The following is a 25,973-nucleotide window of genomic DNA, read 5'->3' as shown; positions in this document are numbered from 1 at the left end:
GATAAGCGGGCTTCGTAAAATGGGGGAGTTTATTGGGCGACTCAGGGCGTGGCTCGATGGTAAACAGCGTGCCGTGGGGTGTTGCTATGGGTTGGGGCGGATTGGGAGGATTTGGTCGATATGAGGAATCTTTTCAACATGGATGGGCGTGCGGCGATTCGAACGCCTAAAGTGGTGGTGTCGGATCTTCTTCCGTGGCGATGACGCGTTCGCGTTCCGCGGTTGAGAGAGGGACACCGTACTTCGCCAGTCCCGTTGCCCCACCAGCAGTCTCAACGCCATGCCAAACGACCGACGTGATGCCGAGCGTGTTAACCAGGTAGACCGGCGAAGCTTTCCCCGCTTTCCGGCCCTCGACAACATGTCGGAAGTCGGTTGGCAGCAGGACGGCCAATTGGTGACCTCCTCCGCGCAGCTCATGGATGTGAGTCGGCAGGGGATGCTCGTTCTCGTCGACGACGAACCGCCGCAAGGGGTTTCCGTGATGATCCGGCTGATCCAGCCCACGGTCACGGCCTGGTTCGAGGCACGCGTGGCCGAATCACGGGCGCTGCGCCAGGGGCCCTACCAGTTACGACTCGTCTTTCTCAACGGGTCACCAACCGGATTTGTTGCGCTCGTTGCATCGCGACATGGTGAAATGAACTAATACTTGCTTGTGGTCGTTTCGCGGTTTGCCAGGCGGCGAGGGCCAGATGCTCGCAACGATATCCGACGGTCGATCACGATAGGGCGACAGGAGCCGATCGCGACTGCCGGTCGTTCGGGCCGGAGTCGCTTGTCGAGCCGATGCGTTGCGATCGACGCCTGCGTACGTCGTTGGGTGAGAAATTAACCCCGATGGTCGGGTTGCCCTGCGAGAACGATCCATCGCAGGGTGATATAGAGAGCACCAAAAACGACCAGGATTCCCATCAACGCAGTGGATAGTGTCTCAATCATTGATTCCCCCATCCAAGTGATGCACGTCGTTGACGCGAGCGGCCATCATCGCCTCAGGCCGCTCGTGAAGCCACATCATAGGTCATGAATCGACCAAGATGAGGATGTTAATTTTTTTTCTGCCCTCCCTGTTGGATTCTGGCAACAGGACGCTTGCTTGGATCTGGCAGAGTAAGTACCGACTCGCACCTGGGACTGGGTCGGTGGAGGACGGGTAGACGCGAATTCGAATGAGGTGGTGAGGGAGAATGAGAGGGAGAGGGGCGACACTCAGGATTGTTGTGGCACTGTGGCGGTCCCGGGTTTGAGACAGGTGACGCCTCAGGGCTGGCCGTGTTGCGGCGTTGGGGCGGCGTGGCGATGACCTACGGTTCTGCTCTTGACGTTGTAGGGGGGACGGATAGGATGCCCCCTTCTGTGAGACTCCGTGCCGTTCAGCGCCCAGGTCATCTCTCTTGTCGTTCGGACGCACACTGTTAAGGGCCGCCAGGCCAAGGATGGTCATTCCCATGGCCCATGAATCTCGCGCGGATCTGGATTCGCTCCGCGTTATTGTGTCTCAATTAAATGAAGCGCTTTCCGAGGCGAGCGGCGTTGTACAGGACGTCGATCGCTATCTCGCTGAGGAATTCGACATTGGGGTCTGGGCCATCAGCCGGCCTTTTGGTTCCCAACACGGCACCGGCGAGGGGGGGCGTGAACTGCTGATCTCGTCGCACCTCGCCTATGGCAAGGCCGCCGGCCGGAATCGGCTCCATATTCTCGCGGCCACCCTGGAGAGGGGCGAGGGGAGCGATCAATTCACACAGATCGTTTCCGAGGAGCGCATCCCCTGGCCGCTCTGTCCTCGCGAGACCAAACTCCATTCGTTCGCGATGCTGCCGGAACTCTTGGGAACATTGGCCTTGAAGGCCGAGGAGATTACCGCCCAGACCAGTCGGACGAGCGAAACGGTGCGGCAGTTGCTCAAAACGATGGGGCGACATTCGCACGGCTCCGCGGAACCTGCGCTCGTCACCAACGGAGTGGGAGCCGACCCCGACGCCGGTCTCTTCCGGCGATCGCGCTCACGGTAAGCCTCGACTTCGATTTCGGTAACGCTTCGCCTCACCCGTTAAGAATCGATCAATGATTTACGATTCATTTGCGGTCTGAATCAGATTTTTCCCGTCGGCTGGGCACGGCTCACCATCTCTATCTCCTTGCCAAAGAGGAGGTTAAGATGGTGGGCCGTGCCCACCCTACGGGAAATGTTAGGCCGACGATGATGCCATGGCCGATCGCGTTGACGTCGGGAGAAACGGGTTCGGCGAAGGATTACCTTCGATTCGATGATGCCCTGGATGCAGCAGCGAAAGACCTCGCCGGGGAAGATTCCTCGGTGGGGTCTTTTTTTCGTGGTGGACCAAGGAAACTGAGGCCACGCTCAGAAAGGCCCTTGTCGGCGTCCGAGCGCCGTCGGTGCCGGCCTGGGATCTTGTCGGGAGCGAGAGAGAGAAAGAGACCGGACCAAGGCCTCGTAGACACCGGCGGGGCAGTTCTCGTTCAACGCGAGCCGCACTGCGGAACGACCGCGTCGTAGCCAATTCGAGCCCAGAACGGTGGCCTGAATCCCGTCGAGGGATTTGGCCTCGTCGAGGCGGAGCCAGACCGTCTGACCGACCTGGATCGGCCCGTTGACCACAGCCAGGATCCCGTCCTGGCAGATGTTGATGAGTTGGGCGTTGACGATCACGAATTCGTCTCCCGACCAGCATCCGAGCGCAAGCTTTCCTGGTGCCTCGTTCCTCTCTGTATCCGTTGCGCCTTGCCGGAGCGGGGAATCCGAAATGTGTCGCGTGGCGAGGCGTCCCAGAGCGAGCGGGGGTTTCGGCGGGAACGGTGCGCGGAACATCGAGATTCTCCCAGGACGCCTGGCGATCCGGACGCACAGCCACGGCGGTTGGCGTGCTGGCTCTCAACCAAGCCTAGGTCACATCTCGCCATTTTGGGCCATACTCTGGCGGCTGACCCCAAGAAAGTGAGCGACCGAACTGGCGAGAGGGGAGTTGGCCGGTCTGCGAGGACGCCGGGCATCCTGGTTCGGGGAGTCTGAGCGTGCGTGCTGTCTTCACGCAACGCCCAGGTCGTCGCGTTGGGTAATTCCGACAAAACGAGCGTATTGCCGGGAAAAAGCAGAAGCGCCCTTTGTGGCGACACAGGAATCTGTTTGTTTATACAGATTCAGCAGGTTAATCAGGTCAGGAATGGGTTCGTCCCAACGATTTGGGCAAGCCCCTGCACGCCTTGGAAGGGGAATGACTTTGGTTTCGCAAGGTTTGAATCACCGGATCGAAATGCTTATCAATGATTTGATCGAAGAGGGAAATGTCGCGACCGCATCGCTCGCCTCGATCCTCGTGGCCGCTCAGGGGGCCGTCGCGGGGGGCTACGATGTGGCGCTCTGCCGTCACGTCTGGATGGCTTCGCGTGATTATGAGACGAACCTCCAGGAGGAGGTGTCGACTCCGGACGCCGGCGAATTCATCGGACGAACCTACCAATCGTGACGGCTTCTCCCAAAGCACGCCGCGATGGGGCGATCCGTGGATCACGCTCGGCGTGGTTCGCCACCTGCGGATTCGACAGCGCGAGCGGCAAGAGCAGAGTCGTCCGTCAGACAGTCGCGATGAGTTGCTCCATGGCTTCCTTCTCGAGTTGGCGAACACGCTCCCGGGTCAGGCCGAGGTTTTCGCCGACTTCGCGAAGTGTCATGGGGACGTACGGTTCCAGGCCGAATCGCATGCGGATCACAGTGGCTTCGCGCTCACCGAGACGTCCCATGTGATGAAAGATCCGCTCCAGGTCGTCCGACTCGATCAGGAGTTCGCCGGGAGCCTTGCTTCGGTCGTCGGTCAGCATGTCATCGAGCAGGAACTCGTCCCCCTCCGCGCCACCACCATGCGGAGTCAACTCGTTGATGCGGATCGCTTTGGCGACCATGCCCAACTTTTTCTTCGAGAGCTTCAATGCCTGTCCCACTTCCTCGGGCGTCGGCGTGCGGCCAAGCCGGTCGGTGAGGATTTCATTGGCCCGCTTCCATTTGGAAAGCAGGGTTACCATGTAGGCGGGAAGCCGGATTGGTTTGCCGTTGTTCATCACTGCGCGGCGGATCGATTGCTTGATCCAGTAGCTGGCATAGGTGCTGAAGCGGGTTTCCATCAGCCCGTCGAAACCCTCGACGGCACGCATCAGGCCGAGGTTCCCCTCTTCGATCAGATCTTCCAGACACATGCCTTTTCCGAGGTAGCCCCGGGCGATATTCACCACCAATCGAAGGTTGGCCTTGACCATGTGGTCACGGGCCAGGGCGTCTCCCACGGCCACTCGATCGGCCAGTTCGCGTTCTTCCGGTGCAGAAAGCAACGGAGTGCTGTTGATCTCTTGAAGATAGATCTGGAGTGTCGAACCATTTGCGGGGCGTTGGGCGGCGCGAGTGCTCACGGTTGATTCCTCGAGGTGGAGCGCTGCAATTTCGAATCAAGGCGACGTGATGCGGCGTGTGCAGCCACGGAACGGGACACCGCCGTGGGTGACGGTTCCGATTGGGCCGGTCTCAGCGTCGTGACGGAGCACGCTTTAATCAGACCGATTTCTCGTAGCCCAGGCCGTGGAGAACCTCGAGGATTTCGCTCCAGGTGGGAAACATCCGGCCGCTCGACTGCTTGTAGGCCTGGATCGCCTGCATGAATTCGAGTTCGGCGGCGGTGTACTCACGCTCACATGTGGTGGGATCAATTCGCTGACGCCGCTTGCTGGCATGTCGGGCCTTGGAAGCGCGAGCAGCACGTTCGCTGACCTTATGATGGACCCCAAGCAATGCGTCGGCCAGCAGGGTTTCGGATGTGGCGGCCTGGATCTCGTCCGCAAGTGTAGACATGAATCAATCCTCCTTCATGGGGGCTAACCGAAACGTCGCAACGTCGTGACGTCTGGTCGTCGAATCATTTCTGGAAGCGGGAGAACGGCGGGAGGGTCTTCTGGATCAATCCCGATCGGGAGACGTGGCCGGAAATAACCATCGCAGCTCACCTCGTCCTATGCATTTACCATAGGACACGTTTGCTTTCTAAGGTGAGCAAAATCAGGATTTTGTCGATTATTTCCGATAAGCCGTACATTTTTCCCGTTTATCAGGGAAAAACGTGGGGAATTAGGAAGGGGGATTTTGAGGTGCGTGGCTTAAATCGCCTCGCCCGGGTGGTGGTCCCCGCGGCAGACGTGTCCCGCGTACGGGGACGTTTGTTTACGGGCCAGGATCGTTTGCTTTGGAGCGGCCAAGGGCACGATGAGGTGGTTTGGACGGTGCGACAGCGGTGCTTTTATCCCTCACGCTGGAAGCGGTCGCGGAAGAACCCGCGTTGAGGTTTGGTTTCGACCGTAGCCAGGGAGGGGACTAGGGCGTTCGCCAGTTGGAGGATGACGCGTTGAGCTTCGCTGCGCGGTGCGATGACGTCGATGGGAACCCCTCGATCTCGCGCTGTGTGGAAGACCTTGGTTGCATTGGGGATCTGCCAGCGGATGGGTAACTTGAAATACTCTTCGGCCTTTTGCGCCGAGACAGTGCTACGGAGCGAGCCAACGCGGTTGGCGACGATCTGCACGCGTTGGGAGAGTCCTTCAAAGTTACGGAAGCAGTCGAGCAGCCTCGCCGTGTTCTTAACGGAGGTCAGCTCGAGTTGGGTCACTACGAGGATCACGTCGGCAGTATCGAAAGCAACAAAATCGGAGGTTTGAAGACTCTTGCTCGTATCAATCACGACCGAGGAGAACGTGGACTGAAGGAGTTTGAGCGTTCCGGGCAAGCTCTCAGGAGTGAGCTTTGCGGCGTCGATCAAGTCATGGGGCCGAGGCAAGACGTAAAGGCCCGAGGCGTGCTGGCAGAGCATCCGTTTCAATAAGGTGGCATCCAGCCGATCGACGCACTTCACGATCTCGAGCAGCGTATTCTCGGGGAGGACGTCTAGCAACGTATCGACCGCCCCGAACATCAGGTCGAAGTCGACGATCGCCACCTCACGACCGGGGACCCTGGCGAGGGCGGCTGCCAGGTTGACGGCCAACGAGGTACAGCCCACCTCTCCCGACGCCCCCGTGATCACGATCGTTTTCGTTTTCTGGTGGGCGTGAGTGGGCGGAGCTTGGACCTGGAGTGGGGCGACTACGGGAAGCGGAGCGGGAGCGAGAACCCCCTCGCGGCGTGACAGCGACCTAATGGTTTTGAGAAGGGACTCGTTCGAGATCGGCAGGGTCACGATCTCACTCACACCGCATTTGACCAGGTTCACGACCGTCCTGGTGTCGGTGGAATGGGTTGCGGCGAGGACCATCGACTCTGGATTTTTCTCGGTGAGAGTCCGGATGAGTTTGGCCGCCTTCTCCTGGTCCGCGTCGGTGACCACAATCGTCACCTCCGGTTGAATTGCGGTGGCTCGTTTGGCGGCTACAGAGTAAGCCACGCACACTTCAGCAAGCCAGATCGGGTCCATCTGCTCGAATTGAGCGAGCAGTGATCGACGAGACTCCTCGTGGGGGTCAACGAAGAGGATCCGGATGCCGTCCTTCATAGCCATTGAGTTCAACCGTCCGGGAGAGCAGTGGAATGGATCGCACTCAGCAAAGGCATCGCTTTTGAGAGCACGCCACCCGTGGCACGGAACCGACAATTCCTCGTGGACTGCGCGAACGAATTCAGAGCTCGTCACCCGGAGCCGAATGAGAACTCGCAATACGTCTTCTGAAATAGTGCGACACGGTTCCGGTCTTGCGCACGGCTTGCCAGAAATTCGTCATGGCACGAATACGCTAAAAGTCGCCTAAGTCATGAAAACAATCTGACTTGTGTCCTAAAAAATCGAATCCTGCGAGGGGTGATTTTTCTCACGATCTCGAGAGGGTTGGGAGGAACCGGGGGCGCTTTGCCCGATCATGACAAACCGTTCTCGGATCGGCTCAGGCTTTAAAAGGCTGGCAGCTCGTTTGTCCTCAATTAAAAAATGAGTGAGGCCGTTCGTCGCATGGCGCTGGTCGTGAGGTAGGATCGAGTAAATTCGATACTCCCTCGTTCCTGAAGGAGGCCTCCGTGTCGTTGGTTTTCCCGTCGTCGCATCCCATCGTGCTCCATCAGATCGCCAACCTGAGGGATGCGCGAACACGGCCGCCTGAGTTTCGAAGGTTGGTCCGGACCCTGGCGATGTTGCTGGCCCAAGACGCGACGGTCGACCTCCCGACGCTTCCGGTCGAGGTCTCGACTCCGTTGGGCCCCTCGTTCGCACGGAACCTGGCCGATACGATCGGAATTGTCCCGATTCTCCGCGCCGGACTCGGGATGGCCGAGGGGGTGCTCGAACTGATCCCGGATGCGCAGGTCTGGCACGTCGGTCTCTACCGCGACGAGCAAACGCTACGGCCGATGGAATACTACAAGAAGCTTCCCGCGAACCCGAGGATGACCATCGCCCTGGTCGTCGACCCCATGCTGGCGACTGGTGGATCGGCCGTTCATGCCTGCAGGGTTCTGAAGGCGGCGGGCGTGACTCGGATGAAGCTGATCTCCCTGATCGCGGCCCCTGAGGGAATCGCCCGCATGCAGGAGGCGATGCCCGACGTTCCGATTCACGTGGGCGCGGTCGATGATCATCTCAATGAGGTGGGGTTCATCTATCCGGGCCTGGGAGACGCCGGCGATCGCCAGTTTGGGACCGAACTCGATTGAACGGTGGGAGATGATCGCCCTGACACAAACCCGTTGCCGGGAGTCCCTGAGCCATGCGAGCGGTGGATTCGATGATGCCCGAGGAAATCGAAGATCACGCGGGGGAATCGGCTCGAGAGATCCTCAAGACAATCGCTGAGCCGGCCAGGGTCGCTGTCGTACTGGGATCAGGACTCGGTGGCCTGGCCGATCGGTTGGCCGATCGTGTCGTGCTCCCCTACGCGATGATCCCGCATTTTCCTCGGCCGACGGTCGAGGGGCACAAAGGCCTCCTCGTTTCCGGCTCGGTCGGCGGCGTCCCCGTCCTGGTCCTCCAAGGTCGGTTCCACTACTACGAGGGCTACGGGCTCGATGAGGTGACCTTTCCAGTCCGGGTGCTGCAGCGTCTCGGGGTGCGAACCCTGATCCTGACCGCGGCCACGGGGGGGATCGCGTTGTCACTTCGTGCCGGCTCGATCGTTTGCCTCGAAGATCACCTCAACCTGATCGGCGCGAACCCGCTGCGCGGGCCCAATGACAGGCGCCTTGGCGAGCGCTTCCCCGACATGTCCGAGGTCTACTCCAGCCGGCTGCGGACCATTGCCTTCGAGGAAGCGGGCAAACTTGGCCTGGATCTGGCTTCAGGGGTCTACGCGTGCCTGCCCGGCCCGAGCTACGAGACCCCCGCCGAGATCCGGATGCTCCGCACCCTCGGGGCCGATGTGGTCGGGATGTCCACGGTCCCGGAGGCGATCGTGGCTCGACATGGGGGGCTGGAGGTACTCGCCTTGGCCGTCGTCACCAACGCCGCGGCGGGTGTTTCCGGAGGACTCATCAGTCACGCGGAGGTGGTCGAGGCCGGTCAGGCGGCGACCCCACTCGTCGGTGCCCTGATCGAGGGGGTCGTACAACGACTCGAAGCTGGAGCCTGGTAGCCGGACTGTTGGAATTTTCCCTGCTCGTCCGTGAGGGAAGGTGCCGGCGAGTCGCCTCGCGTTTCGATACGTGGCCGGGCGAGCAGCCGCTTCGCGAGATCGAGGCACAATTTTATGACAGGTCGAGTTGCGCTTGCTCGCCGGTTTATTTCTTGGATGGGCCGCCGTACGCCTTGTCGAGCAGGTCGACGGGGTGAACGACTTTCATCGGGCTGCCCCGTTCCTTGATCTTACGGGCGATCTGGAGGATGCAGCCGACGTTACCAGTCGCCACTACTTCGGCCCCGGTCGCGGCAAGGTGGTCCATTTTACGGACACCGAGGCGTTCGGACATCTCGGGCTGGGTGAGGTTATACGTTCCCGCGGCGCCGCAACAGATCTCGGTCTCTTCGAGCGGAACGAGTTCGACCCCGGGAATCATCGAGAGCAACTGACGCGGTTGGCTCCGGATCTGCTGGCCGTGGCAGAGGTGGCAGGCGTCGTGATAGGTCACCTTCATCGGCACGGGGTTGGTCGGTTTGATCGGGCCCAGTGCGACGAGGAATTCGGAGATATCTTTGACCTTGGCCGTGAACTGTTCGGCGGCCGTGTGGTCGGCGGCGGGCAGAAGGTGCGGATAGTCTTTGAGCATGGCGCCGCAGCCGGCGGCGTTGACGATGATCGCGTCGAACTGAGTCGGATCAAAGGCCGCGAGGTTCTGCCGGGCAAGGTCGAGCGCCGGTTCCTCGACGCCCGAGTGGTAGTGGATCGCGCCGCAGCAGACCTGGCTCCGAGGGACGACGACCTCGCACCCGTTCTGCTGGAGCACGCGGGCCGTGGCCGCGTTGGTCTCGGGATACATCGCATCGGCCACGCAACCGAGGAAGAGGGCGACCCGAGCACGCTTGGGGCCGATGGCCGGCAAGACCTCGGGCAAGTGGCCGTGGCTTTCGCCCAGGTCGGGGAGCATGGCCTGCATCCGCCTGAGTGTCGGCGGCAAGAGTTTGGTCAGTCCGGACTTCTCGGCCAGGTTGATGAGTCCGAGTCGCTGAAACAACCGGGCCGGCATCAAGGCGAGCTTCACCCGCCCCGAATAGGGGAACAGATGATGAAGGATCAAGCGCCTGAGCAAGCTCGTCCGTTCCGAGGCGGGAGCGCTGCGTTGCAACGCGACCTTGAACGGCTCGATAATCTTGCCGTACTGAACCCCCGAAGGGCAGGCGCTTTCACAGGCCCGGCAGTCCAGGCAGAGATCCAGGTGCTCGCGAACTTCGGGGCTGAAGCCGAGTCGGCCGTCGGCCACGGCGCGCATCAAATAAATCCGCCCTCGCGGGCTATCGTTCTCGTTGCTGGTCTCGACGTAGGTCGGGCAACTCGCCGTACAGAGGCCGCAATGGACGCAATCCTGATAGAGTCGGTAGTCGATCTTACTCGAGAGCCAATCGAGGTCGACGCTCGCTTCCTGAGCGGGTCGGACCGTCGGCTTGGACTCCGTCTTCGATTCGGGCGTCGCGATCGCCATGCAGGATTGCCTCGTCTCTCAGCCAAAGAGTCTGATCATTATATTGTAGCCACGAACCGCCCTGGATTCATCACACCCTTGGGATCGAGGCTCCGTTTGATTCGCTCCGCCAGAGCCCAGTCGGGCCGAGGCGTTCCCCAGACGAGGAGACGCTCCTTCCACTCCGGCGGACAACGCGTGAGGGTCAGGCTTCCATCGTCGAGCGCCGCCGTGGCGCGGAGCCGATCGATTTCGGGGGCGAGTGTCTCGAGGTCGGGCGCCCCGAGGGCATGACCACGGACGATCCCGTTCCCGGCGTGAGCTTGCACGGCCCAGAGGGCGTTGTCGAACTCTCGGACAAACGCGGCGACAGACGAGGGACGCATGTTCGCCTGGATGCTGACCGGTCCGACCTCGGCCGCCTGAAACTCGGTCAAAGCCGACCAGAGCGACTCGGCGTCAGCCCCTTCACGGAGCACGATGTTGGTTCGCCCCAACTCCATCATCAACCGATCGACTTGCCAGGCAACCGACGCCGCATTGTCTTCGAAGCCGACGACCAGCACCCAATCGCCCGCCGGCAGACCCCGGGCTTCCCCGGTGTGTCGCGCTCCGGAGGCGTTGAACAGGTCGATCGCAATGGGGCGAGTTCCCGAGGTATTCAGCCGATCGAGCGCTGGCGCCAGCCCCTCGACGCTTGCGAAAGGGACCCAGACGAGTGCCGAGGCCTCGGGCATCGGCCGGACCTTCTGGGTGATTTGCGTCAGGATTCCCAGCGTGCCCAGCGATCCCGTCAACAGTCTGGGAAAGTCGTAGCCCGCGACGTTCTTGACGACGCGGCCCCCCCCCTTGACCAGTGCGCCATCGGCTGTGACGAAGCTGACGCCGATGATCTGATCGCGCGGTCGGCCCGCTCCGAAGCGACGCGATCCGGTCGTGTTCGTCGCGTAGATCCCGCCCAGCGTGGCACGGTCGGGATGAGGGGCGTCGATCAGAAGTCGCTGACGCTTCTCGGCCAGGATCGAGCGGAGGGACCCGAGGGTGATTCCAGCCTCGACCGTGATCGTCATGTCGGCCGCCGGATAGTCGATCACACGATTCAATGAGCGGGTGTCGATCGCGACGCCTGGGGTGCGAGGTGTCCCACCGTAGTCGAGTGCGGTGCCTCCCCCTTGGGGATAGATCGCCTCTCCTTGCGCCACGCGATCGATCACGACATGACGGAGCGCATCAATGGTCTCGGGGCGCTCCGTCGCGAGGGCGTGCCGGCCATCGCCGAGCCGTCCTCCGATCGGAGAATCGGGCCAGTTCAATGCGGAGTCTCCGGTCATGGTTTCGTGGGATAGTAGCGGATGTCTTGACCCGAGAGAATACGCTCGACCGCTTCCTGGACCGCGTGCAGCGTGTCGACCGTCCAGGCGTCGAACACGCCCGGCCAGGCATCGGTATGGAGGATCTGACCCTCGTAGGCCAAGCGGTGGAGCGCAAAGGCCACTCGACGATCGAGAACTTTCGCCTCGCGGGTCTCGACTTCCAGGGTCTGAAGCGCCCGAGCCAGCTCGGCGATCTCGTTCACCGAGACCAACTCACCCCGTCGCAAGCAGGGGAGAAACGCCAACGGATCGTCCTCACCCCCCTGCCCCGCATGATGCAGCACGACCAGGGCCGACGGGCTGATCGACTCAGATAACTCGGACGGCTGGGTCGGTGTGCCCGAGTCCGAGTCCAGCTCCAGGCTCAGCGCCGAAACTCGAGGTGCGGGAGCCTTCCCGACCGGGTCGAGACTGATCTCGAGCGAGATCGGTTCGGTGGGTTCGCGGGGCGCGGTCTGCTCGCTCCATTCGGCAAGGTAGGCGGGGTCGTTGGCAATCTCCTGGAGTCCTTCCAAGGGGCCGCTTCGTGCCTCGATCTCGGCGACCTGGCCGCGAACTCGCTCCGCCTGGATGGCGCGCGACAGCAACTCCGCACAATATTGCTGGACCGTCTCGAACCCCGCCCGTTCGGCCTGGCGTTCGGCCACCTCAAGGAGCTCATCCTTCAAGTAGAGGGAGAGCCGTTGCGGTTCCGGGTTAGGGTCGGGCAACTTGAATTCGCCGGATCGATAGACGCGTGGGAGGCGCCGCCATCGCGAGAATTTGGGTCGCTTGGCCACCGCGCACCTTCCTCGCCAGAATCGGACAAGAACACATGAGGGCTTGCGAGCCGTTCTGTCACCTCGGCCGGTGGAACGGCCCGAGTCGACAGATCCCTAAACTACCAGATCGACCACCATGACGACCAGTCGGGATCCCGTCACGGGAGTCCGGTCGGTCAGGCCGACGCCTTGTGCCCTGGGCCTTTGCGTTCGATGCACCCCGCGCCACCGGGCAACATCTTGTCGGGGCTGCAGCGACCGTCCGGGTTGAATGTGTTTCGCAAGGCGACCATGGCGGCAAGGTCTTCCGGGGTGAAGAGCTTGGGCATGAATTCCATCTTCTCGACGCCGATCCCGTGTTCCCCGGTCACGCTTCCACCAACGTTGATGCACTCGTCGAGGATTTCGTGGCTCGCCTTGAGTACGCGTGCCACCTGGTCGGCGTCGCGCTCGTCGAATAGGAGAATGGGATGGATGTTGCCGTCGCCGGCGTGGAAGACGTTGGCGATCCGAATCCCGTACCGCTGGCCGACCTCGGTGATGAACCGGAGGATGTAGGGAAGCTTGGTACGAGGAACGACGCCGTCCTGGGTGCAGAAGGTCGGGCTGAGCCGTCCGATCGCGCCGAAGGCCGACTTGCGGCTCTTCCAGATGGCGACGTACTCCGGTTCTTTTCGCGTCCGCCAGGTGATCGACTTGGAGACCGAGCCACCGTGGGACCGGACGATCTCGGAAATGGCCTGCGCCTCGTGGTCGAGCCCGGCGTCGAGGCCGTCGACCTCTATGATCAGGACCGCTCCGGCGTCGGTCGGGAAGCCGAAGTGGAAGGCCTGCTCGATCGCCTGAATCATCAGGGTGTCGAGCATCTCCAGCGCGGCGGGAACGATCCCCGCGGCAATGATTCCGCTGACGGTCTCGGTGGCCGCATCGACGCTGTCGAAAACGCCCAGCAAGGTGCGTCCCGCCTCCGGGTCTCGCGTCAGGCCGACGATCACCTTGGTGGTGATGCCGAACGTGCCCTCGTTGCCGACGATGACCCCGGTCAGGTCGTAGCCGGGATTGTCCTCATTGATTCCGCCGGTCTCAACCACCGTGCCGTCGGGGAGGACCAACTCGACCCCTCGAACGTGGTTCACGGTCACCCCATACTTGAGGGTGTGCGGCCCTCCGGAATTGGTGGCGACGTTGCCCCCGATCGTGCAGGCACTCTGGCTCGACGGATCCGGGGCGTAATGGAATCCGGTTCCCCCGAGTGCGCGGGTCAGCCAGAGATTGACCACGCCGGGCTCGACGATCGCGTAGCGGTCGCGGGTGTTGATCTCGATGATCCGCTTCATTCGGGTCAGGCAGATCATCACGCCGCCGCCGACCGCGAGCGTTCCGCCGGCCAGGCTCGTCCCGGCGCCTCGAGGCACGAATGGCACGCCGGCCTTGCTGCAGAGCTTGACGATCGCGACGACCTGCTCGGTCGACGTCGGGAAGACCACGACGTCGGGCGTGTTCTTCTCAATGACGTAGCCATCGCACTCGTAGACCACGAGCTCGTCGTGGCGGTGCAAGACATTCTCCGCTCCAAGGGCGGAAATCAGGTCATTCAGCAAGCCTGGTACTAATGTCGAGGAGGTCGAGTCGGACATCGGTCGGCATCGTCTCGTGATCAAGATCGGGGAGGAGAACAGAGCCCGAAGCCCCCTGAGTTTAACAGGCCCGGACGCTCCCCGCCACGTGCAACAATAGCCTCGGAGTGTCGTTTCGTTCCACTTGGATTCCGCGGAAGAGCCTCCTTGTTATTTCGTCACGACGATGGAGAGCTCCCCGACTCGCCTGAGGACATTCACGCCCACGTCGTCGCCGTGGCGGACCAGGTGGAGATCCACGGTCGCGTCGGCGAGGCTCAGATTTGTGATGCGGAGCTCGGGTACGAATGGGGGGAGGTGCGGTTGATGGAACCAGACCTGGCGGTCGAGGGCGCTTACCCTCAGGCCCAGGCACGCCTGGAGCAGCAGAACCGTGGATCCGGCCGCCCAGGCTTGAGGGGCGCAGGCAACCGGGTATGGAATCGGACCTTCGCCCGGCTCACGCGGGAAACCGCAGAACAGTTCCGGCATCCGGTTCAGGTCGAAGTAGGTGCCGGCCGCGAACAGGCCGGCGAGGACCCCGGCGGCAAGATCCTTCAGGCCGTACCTCGAGGCTCCGTAAGCGATCAACGCGTTGTCATGGGGCCAGACGGTCCCGTTGTGATACGACATCGGGTTGAAGCGACGTTCGATCGTGGCCAAGGTCCGAATCCCCCAGCCCGAGAAAAAGTCGGGGGACATGAGCCCACGAGCGACCCGGGCCGCACGGTCGGGTGCGGCGATGCCGCCGAAGAGGCACTGGCCGGCGTTGGAGGTCCGGACGAGGCAAGGCCGTTTGTTGCCATCCAGGGCCAGGGCGTAGGTTCCGAGGTCGTCGCACCAGAAAGCGGCCTCGAACCGCTCGCGGAGTGCCTCGGCTTGGCGCTCGAGCTCGACCGCGCGGGCCGGCATTTCGAGTGCGGCCGCGAGCGTTGCCCCGGCCCGTCGCGCGGCGTAGACGTAGGATTGGACCTCGCAGAGCGCGATCGGGCCGATCGCCAGGGTCCCGTCGGCGTGCGAGATGGCGTCGTCGGAGTCCTTCCAGCCCTGGTGGATCAGGCCCTCCTCCGTCTGCCGACCGTATTCGACCAGGCCGTCTCCGTCGCGATCGCCGTAGTCGTCGATCCAGTTCAGGGCCGCCTCGACGTGCGGCCAGAGCGCCCGGGTGAAGCTGATGTCCGCGGTCCGCTCGTAAAAGGCTCCCGCCAGGAGAACGAACAGCGGAGTGGCGTCGACGCTGCCGTAATACCGTCCGAACGGCATCTCCCCGACCACGGCCATCTCCCCATTGCGGACCTCGTGGAGGATCTTTCCTGGTTCGGCGTCTTGCGCGGGGATGATCTCGGTCGCCTGATTCGCCGCCAGGTAGGCGAGAACACCTCGTGCTAACTCCGGCCGGAGCCAGAGCGATTCCAGAGCGGTGATGATCCCGTCGCGGCCGAACGGCGTGTTGAACCAGGGGACGCCTGCGTACGGATAGGGGCCTGTCGACAACTCGGAGGTCATCATGTTCAGGTCCGACTCGGACCGCCGAAGCCAGGCGTCAAATCGCCCGTCCGTGGCCCTGATCCGGCAGGACCCGGTCCTCAGCCGCTCGAGGCTCGCCTCGGCCGCCGTCTGGGCCGCTTCGAAAGTCGGCGGATCGACGGTCGAGTCCCCGCGCCAGCAGGCCACCGCCAGGTCGTACGCGACTTCCCCATGGGGGCTCACGGTAAGTTCGAACCGGGCCCGGTCTACGGTCAAATCCTGGGGGGGCGGGCTGAACCGAAGCGAGCTCCTGCGCTCCTCTCCGTCCAGGCCCAGGTATCCGAGCACCACCCGAGCGGTCTCCAGGTCCGGCGGGAGGTCGCGTCCTCGGGCTTTGCGCTTCATGCCGCGAACCTCGAAGATGTCGGCGAAGTCGGCCTGGAATCGAAGCTGGATCGAGGCGTTCACCGGGGCCGTCCCGTGGTTCCTGATCCGGAGTCGCCAGTGGCAAGCCCCCTGCCAGAGGAGCGTCCGCACGGACAGGTGAAGGGTCCCGAGCGGGACCTCCACTCGCCCTGCCTTCATCCGGTCCGGGTTGGTCAGGGCAACCGAGAGTTGATCGTTGCCGTCCCGCACGGTCGAGCCGAGGAAGAACGGGGCCTGACCATCAAGCTCAAGAACCAGGCAGGAGAGGTAGCGTGTGCCCTCGTGGTACATCCCCTCCTCGCCCAGGCCGCCCGGCTTGATCTGGCCCAGGTGGTCGAAAACGGCGAACGTATCGCCATGCTTGAGAACACGAGTCCGGTCGTCGGTGACGCTGGAAGGGGCGAGCACGTGGTGCGGGTCGCCATCTTGCGGTCGGCCGATCGTTTTCGATGACGTGGTCGTGCTTTCCATTTCAAGACGCCAGCGCAGGGGGTAAACCACCGATCGGCCCGAGCAGGGCGCGACGATGGTGGATCGGGTCGGCCGGACCGCGTCCGTCCGTAGATTCGCCGTCGAGCGAGGTCGGGCGGGACTCCCCCTCGACAAGCTTGCGGTAGACTTCGAGGTAGTCTCGTGCCATTCGAGGTGCGCCGAACCGCTCGACGAACACCTGCCGGCAGACGCGACGGCTCAGCCTCGACAACTGGCCGATCGCTTCCACAGCCCAGGGGACATCGGTCACCACAAAGCCGGTTGCGCCGTCGACCATCACCTCCGGCACTGACCCACGTCGGAAGGCCACGACCGGGGTGCCACAGGCCATCGCCTCGATCATGACCAGTCCGAAGGGCTCGGCCCAGTCGATCGGGAAGAGCAAGGCGTGGGCCCCGCCCAGGAATTCGTCCTTCGCCGCGCCTCCCACTTCGCCGATGAACTCGACCCAGTGCGACCCCTTGATCAACGGCACGATCTCACGCTCGTAGTAAGTCTGCTCTTCCGGGTAGACCTTGGCGGCCACGCGGAGCGGCATCCCGGCCCGCCGGGCAATCTCGATGGCCTTCTCGAGGCCCTTTTCCGGCGAGACCCGTCCCAGGAAGGCGAGATAGGAGCCTGACCCTTCCCGGAACGTGTGGAGATCGAGGGGTAAGCCATGATAAACCGTCGCCTGCCAGTTGGCCCGGGGGATCGGCCGCCGCTGGTCGTCCGAGATCGAGACGAGCGGGACCCCAGGGAAGGCGTCGAAGAACGCCTCCTGGTCAGGGGGAAAGAGCCGGCCATGCAAGGTCGTGACTGTGGGGCAAGGCAGTTGGTCAACGATTGGAAAGTGAACATAGTCAAGATGGAAGTGGATCATGTCGAAACGATGGGCCTCGCGGCTCACCAGTTCGAGGAGCCGGATGTGATGCGGGAGCGTCTCCCGGCATCCCCGCTCCTGCCAGAGGGCTCGGGGACAGCCCGGAATCAGCCGGGCCGCCGTTTCCGAGTCTCCGCTCGCGAACAAGGTGACATCATGCCCTTGTCGGACGAGCTCCTCGGTCAGGTAGGAGACAACACGTTCCGTGCCGCCATAGAGCTTCGGAGGCACGCTCTCGAAGAGCGGGGCAACCTGTGCGATCCGCATGAATCGTATCTCCAGGAAAAAACCAGAAATGCAAGTTTGAGAAATTGAAGTCAAATCCTATGGTTATTCACTTTGGTTTTAGGAAGCCCTCGACGGTCTTTCTCGAAGTAGCAGATTTCAATCAGGGTGGGCCACAATTCCATCGAACCCTTGATCGTGGTCACGACGTCGTCCACGATCCGCAGGAGATTCTGGTGGAAGAAGTCCGGCTCGAACGCGTAGAACGCCTTCTGGAGGTTCGCCGCGAAGAGGCGGAGGGCGTCCTTTCGGTCGGGACGCATCGTTCGTTCCGACGCCTGGATCGCCCGCGTATACATCGTCGCCACTTTGTCGAGGACGGCGTGGGCATCGTCGGCCGTCACTTCGCCGTCGTAGTCGAACGCGATCCCGAGCTCGTCGATTCGTGTGACACTGTCCTTGATTTTCTTCTTGAGCAGGTTGGAGACCTCCTCGTTGAAGATCTCGGCGGCCACCGGGTTCCGCATGTAGTTCGATCGCGTGTGGTTCTGAGCCGAATCCACGTGAGCCGCGGCGACGCCGGGCTGCTGGATCCAGAGCCGGTAGATGTAATCCTCGAACCGAAGGCGGGTCGGGAAGAACGGCGGAAGCCCGAACGTGTTGTCGTACCCCGCCACGCCGCAGTCCATCCGCCAGTTCTTGTTCGTCACGGCCGGACGAAAGTTGACGAGGACGTAGAGCTCGTTCAGGCCGTCCGGGTCGATCTGAGCTTCGTCCTCAAGGAAGAGGCCGGCGAAGTCCATCGCGTCGATGTCGTTGGTCCCGGAGCGGAAGGTTTGCGCCATCTTGATCACGGCGTCGGGCGGTACCGGGCCGCGATCGAGGACCAGGGAATTCTCCCGGGACAGGCCCATCGACACGTTGGTTTCCAGGTCCATCGCCGTGTCGATCAGGACATCCCCTGTCTCATAGTTGTCCGGAACGTCGCAGGCTCGCTTGCCGAGTACGTCGAGGAAGGACCCGATGATGTCGTACGACTTGCACCCATAGCCGTTTTCCCCGGCTCGGTGCAGGCGGCCGCGGCTCACCTCCCCCTCGACGAGCGACTCCAGGCTATGCTCCATCAAGGCGTAGGGCCGCATGTCGTCGTCGGATGAGACCATCAAGCCGCCCAGTGAGTGCATCAGCGTGTGGTTCCGGTTTCCTCCATAGCTGGGGCGGAACAGATTCTTGACCAAGCCATCCAACCTCTTGTCGCGCAGCCGGCGGCTCAAAAAGGCGATGAACTCCTCCTTTTCCCGCGGGCCAACGTAGTAGAGTTCGCTGTGTGTGCTCGTCCGCTCCAGCGACGGAAAGTACTTCTCCTGGGCCACGGGACTGGAATCGTCGCACACGATCAACGTCGGTGAGTGTCCATTGCGCCAGAAATGCTCGTCATAGAGCTCGACCGTTTCTCCAACGTCGCGGAGTCGGTAGGTCGGAATGACAAAGTAAAGGTCATCGACTTGCATCGTTTCTCCCCAGCCGTCCTGAAAAAAAAACTGTTTAAACACGTATGCATTGCTAGGCTTATGACGTGGCGCCACGCTTGGATGATAAGCAGCCACCCGGCGGCGACATCATGAACCACCGTAAGCAAGCCCCGTGCCTTGACAAGAAACGAGTCGCAAGTGTTGAGTTTGAAAAATGTTAGAGTAAATCGGGGAAATCAGTGGTGGGGAAGATACCTCGCATCCTGCCCGGTCCGGATGGCAAAATGCACGATGTATCGAAGGGTGGTCCCACCGACCCTACCAGCACAGATTTTGCGGACATGTTCGGAGGGCCGGGGCACTCGAATGTAATTCTGACAGTTCCGCGATCTCGTATGCGTTTCGCAAGTTCTTAGCCGGTTTTTGCGATCGGTTGTTTATAGGTTCTCGGAGGATAGAGAACTTTTTCAATCCGCTGGGGCCGTGGGCTGAACCACGCCCGTCCCGGCTGTTGTTGACTACGGGTTTGATGAAACGGTATCCCACGCACCCAGGGGATTCCGGTGTCGGTCAATCGGTAGGGATGGGCATCATGTCGAGTGTCGTCGAGGAAACCGAGGAAGCGAAACTCGAAATCCTCCATCGAAGGGAATTCACATTGCTTCAAGACGTGGCAAATGAAAATATGATTGTGGTTTGGCTCTGTTAAGACGGCACGCCGATGCTGATCCATGCGTCATTCCGCCGCGGCGAGAGCGATGCCGTACAAGATCGGTCGATACCCTGTAGACGGGACGATCACCTGCGAATAATTGCAAATGCGTATAATGTGAGGAATTTGATTTTTCTGGCAAACTTGGCTTCAGCCGGACAAACCATTCAACGTTTCGAGATGCTCCCCAGCGATGCTCGCACCCAAGATTGAGATCGTTGGATCAGGACTCCCTGAAAATCAGGATCTCGACGCCCCCGTTGTCGCTGAACTTGGCCTACTGTTTCAACCACGATCGATTAAGGCAAATCGGTGGCCTCTGCTTCCGGTCTTAATGTAGGCAAGCCGGTGGTGGCCAGTTCTGTCGGATACGCGAGTTCTACTCTCGCAATACTGTCGATTGCAGGCTTTCACGAGTCAATGAGAACACCTCGATCGTGCCTGCGGGCGGAAAAATTCGATGCCTTCACAGGGGCTCATGCCAAATCTGAAGGGAGGTGGGAATGAACTTTCCTGGATCGCTCCATTTCGGCATTGGATATGCTTTGAAATGACGTTTTTCCGCTCCCGAGATTTGGAACTACCGCTATCCCAATCCGTTGAATGCTGTTTCTGCAAGTTCCAATTGATGGACATGGGAGATCGAATTTTGCTGGTCAAAAGTCGTCGTCGGTGCAATCGGTGCAACTGGCGTCGTCGAAATCACCAGCATGAAATTCCGGTGTCGGTCACTGAGCCAAATGCCGAATGGTCAAGATGCGTTTCTTCACAAAGACTTTTTTTATGTAGGAGCTCAGGGATGAGCCGCCTTGTTTTCGCTCTGCTCACTGTCGCGTTCATGCCGGGTTGTAGTCTGCTCGAGCGAGTGGATTTGACGCTGGCAAAACTCGATACCGCGAATCAACGACTTGGCAGGGTCAACGAGCAACTCGACACCGTCAGTCAGCAGATGACCCAGACTCAGGCCACTCTAATCGAGTCGAATCGCCTCGTCATCGAATCCAATCGCCAGGTGGCGGCGAGCATTCAAAAAGTCATGGAGTCCAACGGCAAAATGGATTTGTCGAATGCGAATATGGAAAAGTCGAATGAAAGCATGAGTCAATCCAACAAAAACATGGAGCTCTCAAACAAAGGGATGGAGAAATCGAACGAGAATATGGCAAAAACCCTTGCCGCGATGGCCGAAACGAATAAAGGCATGGCTCGAAGCAATTCTCTGATGACCGAGATGAATGAGAAGCTCGGGGTCATGACTCAGCTCATCCAAAAGATTCCAGGCTTCAAATAAGATCGCCGCAGCCGGGACGTCGGTCCCTCAAGAGTATCTTGTTGATTGGATCACGTTGTTTCGAACGAGCTTATGGGGAGTGGACTCATTTCCGGAGCTGTTGCATTTTAGGAGGTGTTCTACCACGCCTTCTCGCTGGCCGAAAGGGTGCGGGGTTTCCTAGCAGTCCTGGCTCCATCGTTGCCCTGGCTGATTGTGGAGCGATTTATGTGTTGATTAGACATGGCGTTCTGCTTGTTTTTCGCCGACGCGATGCCGATCCGCCAGTGCATTGTCAGGAAGTCGGGGTCGTTCAGCAGGTGGGTGTGATGTCCGGGCGGCTCGGGGGTCGAATCATTGAGTCCTTTTGGCGTGACCACTCCACTTTACGCAAAACCGCAACCAGGACATTTTCACCTTCCTGGTTACGCCCCTGCCACCGTTGTTGGGTCTGAACCTTCGCTTGAACCCCGTTCTCGGGGATGAGCGAATAGGTCGACGCTCCACCTAAAGCATGGGCGAAAAGCCCTGTGGTTAGAATGGAGCGTCGTACGACAAAATCGAGGCTCGCCGCGCCGAATCCTCGACCTGTGAATCTTGAACTGAATTGGAAAAAGACTTTCCTATACCGCCATTCGCAAGGATGAGTCCGGCATACAGCGATCACAATGGCCACAGTTTGTCCCCTCGACATCGTCATAGCCAAGGTAGTTGACAACGTAGTCCCAGCGACAACTCGGTAGCTCTGCGTAGTTCACCATTTGCTGCTGGCGGAACCGATCGATTTCGTCACGCTCGCGGTAGGTTTGGGCCATCCGGAGGAGTTCATGGGAGGTCGTTTCCTGGTGGAGGAGTGCATATCTGTCGCCAGTCGTTTTTTTGACGATCCCCCATTGCTTGAAGTGGTTGAGCGCCTGTTTAAGCCGTGTTTTGCGAATCGGCGAGATGGTTTCGATCTCGGCGATCGTGGGCGGCTCTGAGTTGTCGGCGAGGCGTTTCAATGCATGATGGACGTTGATCAGGTCTTCGGCGTCGGGGTAACGACCGGCCTGGAAGAACCGGTGAAGGTTTTTGTCGGAACGGTCGTAGAGCAACGTGCAACGCGCCGGCAACGCGTCACGACCTGCTCGCCCGGCTTCCTGGTAATAGGCTTCAATGGTCCCAGGGAGGTGGTGGTGAATGACGAACCGAATGTCCGGCTTATCGATTCCCATTCCAAAAGCGTTGGTGGCGACCAAAGCCTTGAGCAAACCGCGCATGAAGCGCTCCTGGTTTGCCACGCGCTCAGTCGCTTTAAGGCGACCGTGATATGCGGCGACTTCCAGGCCATTCTCGAGTAAGAACGCGGTTAGCTCATCGACGGCTTTGACCGTTGCCGTGTAGATAATGCCCGTCCCGTCCGTGGCCTCGAGCTGACGTAGGAGTGCGGCTCGCTTGGCGTCCTCGCCTTCGGTTGCGATGACCTCGAGCGTGAGGTTGGGCCGATGAAATCCGGTGTGGACGACCTCCGCCTCGGGGATGTGAAGCTGACGGCGGATGTCCTCGATCGCATCGGGGGTCGCTGTGGCAGTGAGAGCCAGGACCGGAGGATGATTCAACTCATCGATCAGTTCCCCCAAAACCAGGTACTCGGGCCGGAAGTCGTGTCCCCACTGGCTGACGCAATGGGCCTCATCAACGACGAATAAGTCGATGGGTGTTTGTCGGAGTGCGGCGCGGAACTCGCCGTCCGCGAGCCGCTCGGGAGTGGTGTATACGAGTTCGATTCGCCCTGCAATCATCGCCTCGATTGCCTCTTGTTGGAGGCGCGGGCTAAGCGTGCTATTGATGGCGACGGCCTTGATGCCCCGCTCCGTCAGCGCATCGGTCTGATCTTTCATCAAGGCAATCAGTGGGCTTACGACGATGGTCGTTCCCGTTAACGCCAAGGCCGGAAGTTGAAAGCAGAGGCTTTTGCCGGATCCAGTCGGCATGATTACAATCATGTCCCGACCTTCCATCGCGGCCTGGACGACCTCCGCCTGACCAGGCCGGAATCGCCGAAACCCGAAGTGCTCTCTGAGTTTGCGAGTGATCGAGTCGAGTCGGCTTGCTGTGTCCGAATTGTTGCTTGTCATCCGTTTCCCTGGCTTTGATTCCTGACAATGGGAGCGTGCTGCCCAACTGGCCACACCGCAAATCGCAGGCCAGTCCGAGAGTTGCCTCGCGAACCCGATTTGCCAGACCTGGCCCAGCCTGTCTTGCCGGATTTTACGATCTGGGTTACGGTTCGCGCGTCTCGACCCTTCGATTTCCCCGAACGAGGAGGCAGGCATGGATGCCAGCGTCCGCAGTGTCTCCGCGCATATTGGCCGGCCGACGTCCCCAGGGCTGACTGGACTACGAGTGGCGCTTGTCCACGACTGGCTGACCGGAATGCGGGGCGGGGAGAAATGCCTCGAGGTGCTCTGTCGCGCCTTCCCCGAGGCGACCCTGCATACGCTCATTCATCGTCGAGGCGCCTTGAGCCCCGCGATTGAGGGGATGACGATTCGTACCTCTCCCCTCCAGCGCGTACCGGGCGTCTTGCAACATTACCGTAAACTCCTTCCGCTCATGCCGCTCTCGGCCCGGAGCTGGAAAGTCGGCCAGGTGGACCTGGTCGTCAGCCTGAGTCATTGTGTGGCCAAAGCGGTGCGCCCCCCCCGCGGCGTACCTCACGTTTGCTATTGCTTCACCCCGATGCGCTACGCCTGGCAAGGGCGCGACGCCTATCTCGACGGTTGGTCGGACCGGCCAGTCCGTCGGGCCCTGGCGGGCGCCATGCTCAACCGGATGCGGAGTTGGGACCGCGCCTCGGCCGCCGGAGTAACGCATTTCGTGGCGATCTCAGAGACGGTTCGCGAGCGGATCGGGCTCTACTATCAGCGCGAAAGCCAGGTCATCTGCCCCCCCGTCGACACGGATTACTATGCTCCCGGGCCAGAAGCGCGAGAGTCCTTTTACCTCTGCGTCTCCGCGCTCGTTCCTTACAAGCGGCTCGAGCAAGCGATCCTCGCCTGCACACGCTCGGGACGCGAGTTGATCGTGATTGGCGAGGGGACGGAACGGATGCGGCTCGAAAAGCTGGCCGGGCCTGGAGTTCGGTTTCTCGGTTGGCAGCCCGACGATGTGATCCGCGATCATTATCGCCGATGCCGAGCGCTCCTCTTTCCGGGGGAAGAAGACTTTGGGATTGTGCCGATCGAGGCCCTGGCCTGCGGTGCTCCGGTGCTCGCCCTGGGCCTTGGGGGGGTGGCCGAGACGGTTGATGACGCGGTCGGCCGGATTTACGACGCGCCGACCACCGAGGCGCTGCTCGCGGCCATCGATGCTTGGGAAGCGGCAGGTTGCCCGCACGACTCCGCGCTGGCCCGCCGCCGCGCTGAGGCTTTGGCCTTGCCGGTCTTCCGCGATCGTTTGCTCGGCTATCTGAACGAGATCGTGAACGGTCAGCACCCGGCTCATGTCCCCCCTGCTCCGCACATGCCATTTGCGTTACGCGGGCAAAAAAATGTTCGGTGAAGTGGGACGGCAGGTTGGAAACGGAGGGAAAAGCCCCGTAGGATGGCGACCATCCCAACATTAGCTCGTGCAATCGACTCCCGTCGAAGTGGCGCTACGCATGAACGACTCATCTCGGATTGACCCCTACGCGTTGCCCCCGGACGCGATTCAGGCCCCGCCCAACTCGCTTCTGAAAGCGCTCGGCCAGATCGGCCCCGGCCTGATTCTCGCCGCGTCGATCGTGGGGACGGGAGAATTAATCAACACGACCAGCCTTGGGGCCAAGGCTGGTTTCAGCCTCCTCTGGCTGATCATCCTGAGCTGCCTGATCAAGGTTTTCGTTCAGGTGGAGCTCGGCCGCTACGCCATCACCCATGGCCGGACGACGCTCGCCGCGTTCAATACCTTGCCCGGTCCTCGGCTCGGGACGTCGTGGCTCTGCTGGCTCTGGTTGTTCATGATGCTCGCCACCCAGGCGCAGATCGCCGCGATGGAGGGGACGGTCGGCCAGGCCGCCCACATGGCCTTCCCCGACGCGTCACGCGCGGTGGCGAGCTTCGCCGGGCAAATCTCTCCGGCCTTCGGCACCTTTCTCGAGACCCGTCAGGAACACTTCTGGGCGAGCCTGACCACCTTGGCGGCGATCGTCCTGCTCCTTTCCGGCGGCTATAAACGGCTCGAGCGGATCACGACGATCCTCGTGGCAGCGGTCACGCTGTTCACGGTCGCCAGCGTCCTGATCCTTCAGTGGACCAGCTTTCGGATCAACGTCGCGAATCTCAAAGAAGGACTGGAATTCTCCGTCCCACCGATGGCGATCGCCCTGGCCTTCTCGGCCTTCGGGATCACCGGTGTCGGGGCCTCCGAGTTGTTCGCGTATCCTTACTGGTGCATCGAGAAAGGATATGCCCGCGCGGTCGGTTCGCGGTCGCCCGACCCTGCGTGGGCCGAACGCGCACGAGGCTGGACGCGGGTCATGCAACTCGATGCCTGGTTCAGCATGGTCGTTTTCACGGTGGCCACGATTGCGTTTTACCTACTTGGCGCGGCGGTTCTCCATCCGCAAGGGCTCGACCCGAAGGGGCCGGAAATGATCCCGACACTGTCGCGGATGTACCTCCAACCCCTGGAAGGAACCGCGCTGGCTGGGATGAGGAACTGGACGCGAGTGGGTTTTTTGCTCGGCGCCTGGGCGGTCCTTTTTAAAACGCTCTACGTGGCGACGGCCGCCAATAGCCGCCTGACGGCCGACTTCCTGGATCTGAGCGGACTCTGGCGGCAGAACGGTGTCACCGCCCGCGACCGTACCGTGCGAGCGTTCTGCATCATCTACCCGATCATGGCCCTGGGCTTGTACTTCGCGTTCCGCGAGCCGCAAGGATTGATCAAGATCGGGGGCATCGCGCAGAGCCTGATGCTACCGTTGATTGCGGGGGCCACTCTCTATTTAAAGCAGCGCGACGCCGACAGCCGAGTTGCCGCATCGTTCTTCAGCGACATCCTGACCTGGATTGCATTTTTCGCAATCTCAGCGGTCGCCCTTTACAGCACCTACATTCTCCTTAAGAGTTTCGACTACACTGGGGTGCAGAAGCTTCTCCCTTTCTCGATCGGCTAATCGAGTACGTCAAGGGAGGTGTCGCAGGGATGCGACTGGCTCAGCCTCCTTTTTTTTTTGACAC

Annotated in this window: 21 protein-coding genes; 8 read left to right on the top strand and 13 right to left on the bottom strand. The window is 61.1% G+C overall.

What is annotated here, in order from left to right:
- Positions 1-166: 166 nt before the first annotated feature.
- On the bottom strand, positions 167-394 hold the full coding sequence (locus V5E97_RS38465; protein WP_406701309.1) for a hypothetical protein: 228 nt from the start codon (positions 392-394) through the stop codon (positions 167-169).
- Between V5E97_RS38465 and V5E97_RS38460 the strand changes: the two genes are divergently transcribed.
- Together V5E97_RS38460 and V5E97_RS38455 are read left to right on the top strand one after the other, a co-directional pair.
- The gene (locus V5E97_RS38460; RefSeq protein ID WP_406701282.1) at positions 362-649 is read left to right on the top strand and encodes a PilZ domain-containing protein; all 288 of its coding nucleotides are present in this window, start codon (positions 362-364) and stop codon (positions 647-649) included. The genes V5E97_RS38465 and V5E97_RS38460 overlap by 33 nt on opposite strands.
- A gap of 802 nt (positions 650-1,451) precedes the next feature.
- Positions 1,452-2,018, top strand: coding sequence for a hypothetical protein (locus V5E97_RS38455; protein WP_406696839.1), 567 nt, complete (start codon positions 1,452-1,454; stop codon positions 2,016-2,018).
- Between the two features lie 350 nt (positions 2,019-2,368).
- Here the strand turns inward: V5E97_RS38455 and V5E97_RS38450 are convergent, their stop codons facing one another.
- Entirely contained in the window at positions 2,369-2,836 is a 468-nt protein-coding gene (locus V5E97_RS38450; protein WP_406696838.1) for a hypothetical protein, read from the bottom strand.
- Between the two features lie 403 nt (positions 2,837-3,239).
- Between V5E97_RS38450 and V5E97_RS38445 the strand changes: the two genes are divergently transcribed.
- Entirely contained in the window at positions 3,240-3,491 is a 252-nt protein-coding gene (locus V5E97_RS38445) for a hypothetical protein (protein ID WP_406696837.1), read from the top strand.
- Positions 3,492-3,597: 106 nt separating this feature from the next.
- On the opposite strand, the gene V5E97_RS38440 is transcribed toward V5E97_RS38445, so the two are convergent.
- The 3 genes from V5E97_RS38440 to V5E97_RS38430 form a co-directional block, all read right to left on the bottom strand.
- A complete protein-coding gene (locus tag V5E97_RS38440; protein WP_406696836.1) occupies positions 3,598-4,425 on the bottom strand; it encodes a sigma-70 family RNA polymerase sigma factor in 828 nt (275 codons plus the stop codon).
- Between the two features lie 139 nt (positions 4,426-4,564).
- A complete protein-coding gene (locus V5E97_RS38435) occupies positions 4,565-4,861 on the bottom strand; it encodes a hypothetical protein (RefSeq protein ID WP_406696835.1) in 297 nt (98 codons plus the stop codon).
- A gap of 442 nt (positions 4,862-5,303) precedes the next feature.
- On the bottom strand, positions 5,304-6,554 hold the full coding sequence (locus V5E97_RS38430) for a CpaE/TadZ family protein (RefSeq protein ID WP_406696834.1): 1,251 nt from the start codon (positions 6,552-6,554) through the stop codon (positions 5,304-5,306).
- Positions 6,555-7,063: 509 nt separating this feature from the next.
- Here V5E97_RS38430 and upp point away from each other — a divergent pair.
- Positions 7,064-7,696: a uracil phosphoribosyltransferase gene (gene upp / locus V5E97_RS38425; protein ID WP_406696833.1), complete on the top strand. Its 633-nt coding sequence runs from the start codon at positions 7,064-7,066 to the stop codon at positions 7,694-7,696.
- Between the two features lie 71 nt (positions 7,697-7,767).
- The gene (locus V5E97_RS38420; protein WP_406701281.1) at positions 7,768-8,610 is read left to right on the top strand and encodes a purine-nucleoside phosphorylase; all 843 of its coding nucleotides are present in this window, start codon (positions 7,768-7,770) and stop codon (positions 8,608-8,610) included.
- A 145-nt stretch (positions 8,611-8,755) separates the two neighbouring features.
- On the opposite strand, the gene V5E97_RS38415 is transcribed toward V5E97_RS38420, so the two are convergent.
- From V5E97_RS38415 to V5E97_RS38385, 7 genes are all read right to left on the bottom strand, one after another.
- Complete coding sequence (locus V5E97_RS38415; protein WP_406696832.1) at positions 8,756-10,111, bottom strand: (Fe-S)-binding protein; 1,356 nt, start codon at positions 10,109-10,111, stop codon at positions 8,756-8,758.
- Between the two features lie 38 nt (positions 10,112-10,149).
- The gene (locus V5E97_RS38410; RefSeq protein ID WP_406696831.1) at positions 10,150-11,403 is read right to left on the bottom strand and encodes an FAD-binding oxidoreductase; all 1,254 of its coding nucleotides are present in this window, start codon (positions 11,401-11,403) and stop codon (positions 10,150-10,152) included.
- Positions 11,404-11,417: 14 nt separating this feature from the next.
- The gene (locus tag V5E97_RS38405) at positions 11,418-12,242 is read right to left on the bottom strand and encodes a hypothetical protein (protein ID WP_406696830.1); all 825 of its coding nucleotides are present in this window, start codon (positions 12,240-12,242) and stop codon (positions 11,418-11,420) included.
- A 158-nt stretch (positions 12,243-12,400) separates the two neighbouring features.
- Positions 12,401-13,861, bottom strand: a complete 1,461-nt coding sequence (locus tag V5E97_RS38400; protein WP_406696829.1) for an FAD-binding oxidoreductase — start codon at positions 13,859-13,861, stop codon at positions 12,401-12,403.
- A gap of 150 nt (positions 13,862-14,011) precedes the next feature.
- Positions 14,012-16,204, bottom strand: a complete 2,193-nt coding sequence (locus V5E97_RS38395) for an amylo-alpha-1,6-glucosidase (RefSeq protein WP_406696828.1) — start codon at positions 16,202-16,204, stop codon at positions 14,012-14,014.
- Between the two features lies 1 nt (position 16,205).
- Positions 16,206-17,354 carry a glycosyltransferase family 4 protein gene (locus V5E97_RS38390; protein ID WP_406696827.1) on the bottom strand — a complete coding sequence of 383 codons (1,149 nt, stop codon included), beginning with the start codon at positions 17,352-17,354 and terminating at the stop codon, positions 16,206-16,208.
- Between the two features lie 50 nt (positions 17,355-17,404).
- Positions 17,405-18,823, bottom strand: coding sequence for a hypothetical protein (locus V5E97_RS38385; protein ID WP_406696826.1), 1,419 nt, complete (start codon positions 18,821-18,823; stop codon positions 17,405-17,407).
- Between the two features lie 1,472 nt (positions 18,824-20,295).
- Between V5E97_RS38385 and V5E97_RS38380 the strand changes: the two genes are divergently transcribed.
- Positions 20,296-20,787 carry a hypothetical protein gene (locus V5E97_RS38380; RefSeq protein WP_406696825.1) on the top strand — a complete coding sequence of 164 codons (492 nt, stop codon included), beginning with the start codon at positions 20,296-20,298 and terminating at the stop codon, positions 20,785-20,787.
- Positions 20,788-21,389: 602 nt separating this feature from the next.
- On the opposite strand, the gene V5E97_RS38375 is transcribed toward V5E97_RS38380, so the two are convergent.
- A complete protein-coding gene (locus V5E97_RS38375) occupies positions 21,390-22,883 on the bottom strand; it encodes a RecQ family ATP-dependent DNA helicase (protein ID WP_406696823.1) in 1,494 nt (497 codons plus the stop codon).
- Between the two features lie 196 nt (positions 22,884-23,079).
- On the opposite strand from V5E97_RS38375, the gene V5E97_RS38370 reads away from it, so the two are divergent.
- Both V5E97_RS38370 and V5E97_RS38365 read left to right on the top strand, forming a co-directional pair.
- Positions 23,080-24,309, top strand: a complete 1,230-nt coding sequence (locus V5E97_RS38370) for a glycosyltransferase (RefSeq protein WP_406696822.1) — start codon at positions 23,080-23,082, stop codon at positions 24,307-24,309.
- 100 nt (positions 24,310-24,409) lie between these two features.
- A complete protein-coding gene (locus V5E97_RS38365; protein WP_406696821.1) occupies positions 24,410-25,909 on the top strand; it encodes an Nramp family divalent metal transporter in 1,500 nt (499 codons plus the stop codon).
- The last annotated feature ends 64 nt before the right edge of the window (positions 25,910-25,973 follow it).

The organism is Singulisphaera photorubra, from assembly GCF_045290345.1.
Lineage (GTDB): Bacteria > Planctomycetota > Planctomycetia > Isosphaerales > Isosphaeraceae > Singulisphaera.
The sequence above is the reverse complement of the archived record's forward strand: the minus strand, read 5'-3'. Positions and strand labels throughout refer to the sequence as shown.

What these genes read in the sequence shown, in the direction of transcription:
- V5E97_RS38460 (WP_406701282.1), top strand. Translation starts at nt 362, where the DNA reads ATGTCGGAAGTCGGTTGGCAGCAGGACGGCCAATTGGTGACCTCCTCC.
- V5E97_RS38455 (WP_406696839.1), top strand. Translation starts at nt 1,452, where the DNA reads ATGGCCCATGAATCTCGCGCGGATCTGGATTCGCTCCGCGTTATTGTG.
- V5E97_RS38450 (WP_406696838.1), bottom strand. Translation starts at nt 2,836, where the DNA reads ATGTTCCGCGCACCGTTCCCGCCGAAACCCCCGCTCGCTCTGGGACGC.
- V5E97_RS38445 (WP_406696837.1), top strand. Translation starts at nt 3,240, where the DNA reads ATGACTTTGGTTTCGCAAGGTTTGAATCACCGGATCGAAATGCTTATC.
- V5E97_RS38435 (WP_406696835.1), bottom strand. Translation starts at nt 4,861, where the DNA reads ATGTCTACACTTGCGGACGAGATCCAGGCCGCCACATCCGAAACCCTG.
- V5E97_RS38430 (WP_406696834.1), bottom strand. Translation starts at nt 6,554, where the DNA reads ATGGCTATGAAGGACGGCATCCGGATCCTCTTCGTTGACCCCCACGAG.
- V5E97_RS38420 (WP_406701281.1), top strand. Translation starts at nt 7,768, where the DNA reads ATGATGCCCGAGGAAATCGAAGATCACGCGGGGGAATCGGCTCGAGAG.
- V5E97_RS38415 (WP_406696832.1), bottom strand. Translation starts at nt 10,111, where the DNA reads ATGGCGATCGCGACGCCCGAATCGAAGACGGAGTCCAAGCCGACGGTC.
- V5E97_RS38400 (WP_406696829.1), bottom strand. Translation starts at nt 13,861, where the DNA reads ATGTCCGACTCGACCTCCTCGACATTAGTACCAGGCTTGCTGAATGAC.
- V5E97_RS38395 (WP_406696828.1), bottom strand. Translation starts at nt 16,204, where the DNA reads ATGGAAAGCACGACCACGTCATCGAAAACGATCGGCCGACCGCAAGAT.
- V5E97_RS38390 (WP_406696827.1), bottom strand. Translation starts at nt 17,354, where the DNA reads ATGCGGATCGCACAGGTTGCCCCGCTCTTCGAGAGCGTGCCTCCGAAG.
- V5E97_RS38385 (WP_406696826.1), bottom strand. Translation starts at nt 18,823, where the DNA reads ATGCAAGTCGATGACCTTTACTTTGTCATTCCGACCTACCGACTCCGC.
- V5E97_RS38380 (WP_406696825.1), top strand. Translation starts at nt 20,296, where the DNA reads ATGAGCCGCCTTGTTTTCGCTCTGCTCACTGTCGCGTTCATGCCGGGT.
- V5E97_RS38375 (WP_406696823.1), bottom strand. Translation starts at nt 22,883, where the DNA reads ATGACAAGCAACAATTCGGACACAGCAAGCCGACTCGACTCGATCACT.
- V5E97_RS38370 (WP_406696822.1), top strand. Translation starts at nt 23,080, where the DNA reads ATGGATGCCAGCGTCCGCAGTGTCTCCGCGCATATTGGCCGGCCGACG.
- V5E97_RS38365 (WP_406696821.1), top strand. Translation starts at nt 24,410, where the DNA reads ATGAACGACTCATCTCGGATTGACCCCTACGCGTTGCCCCCGGACGCG.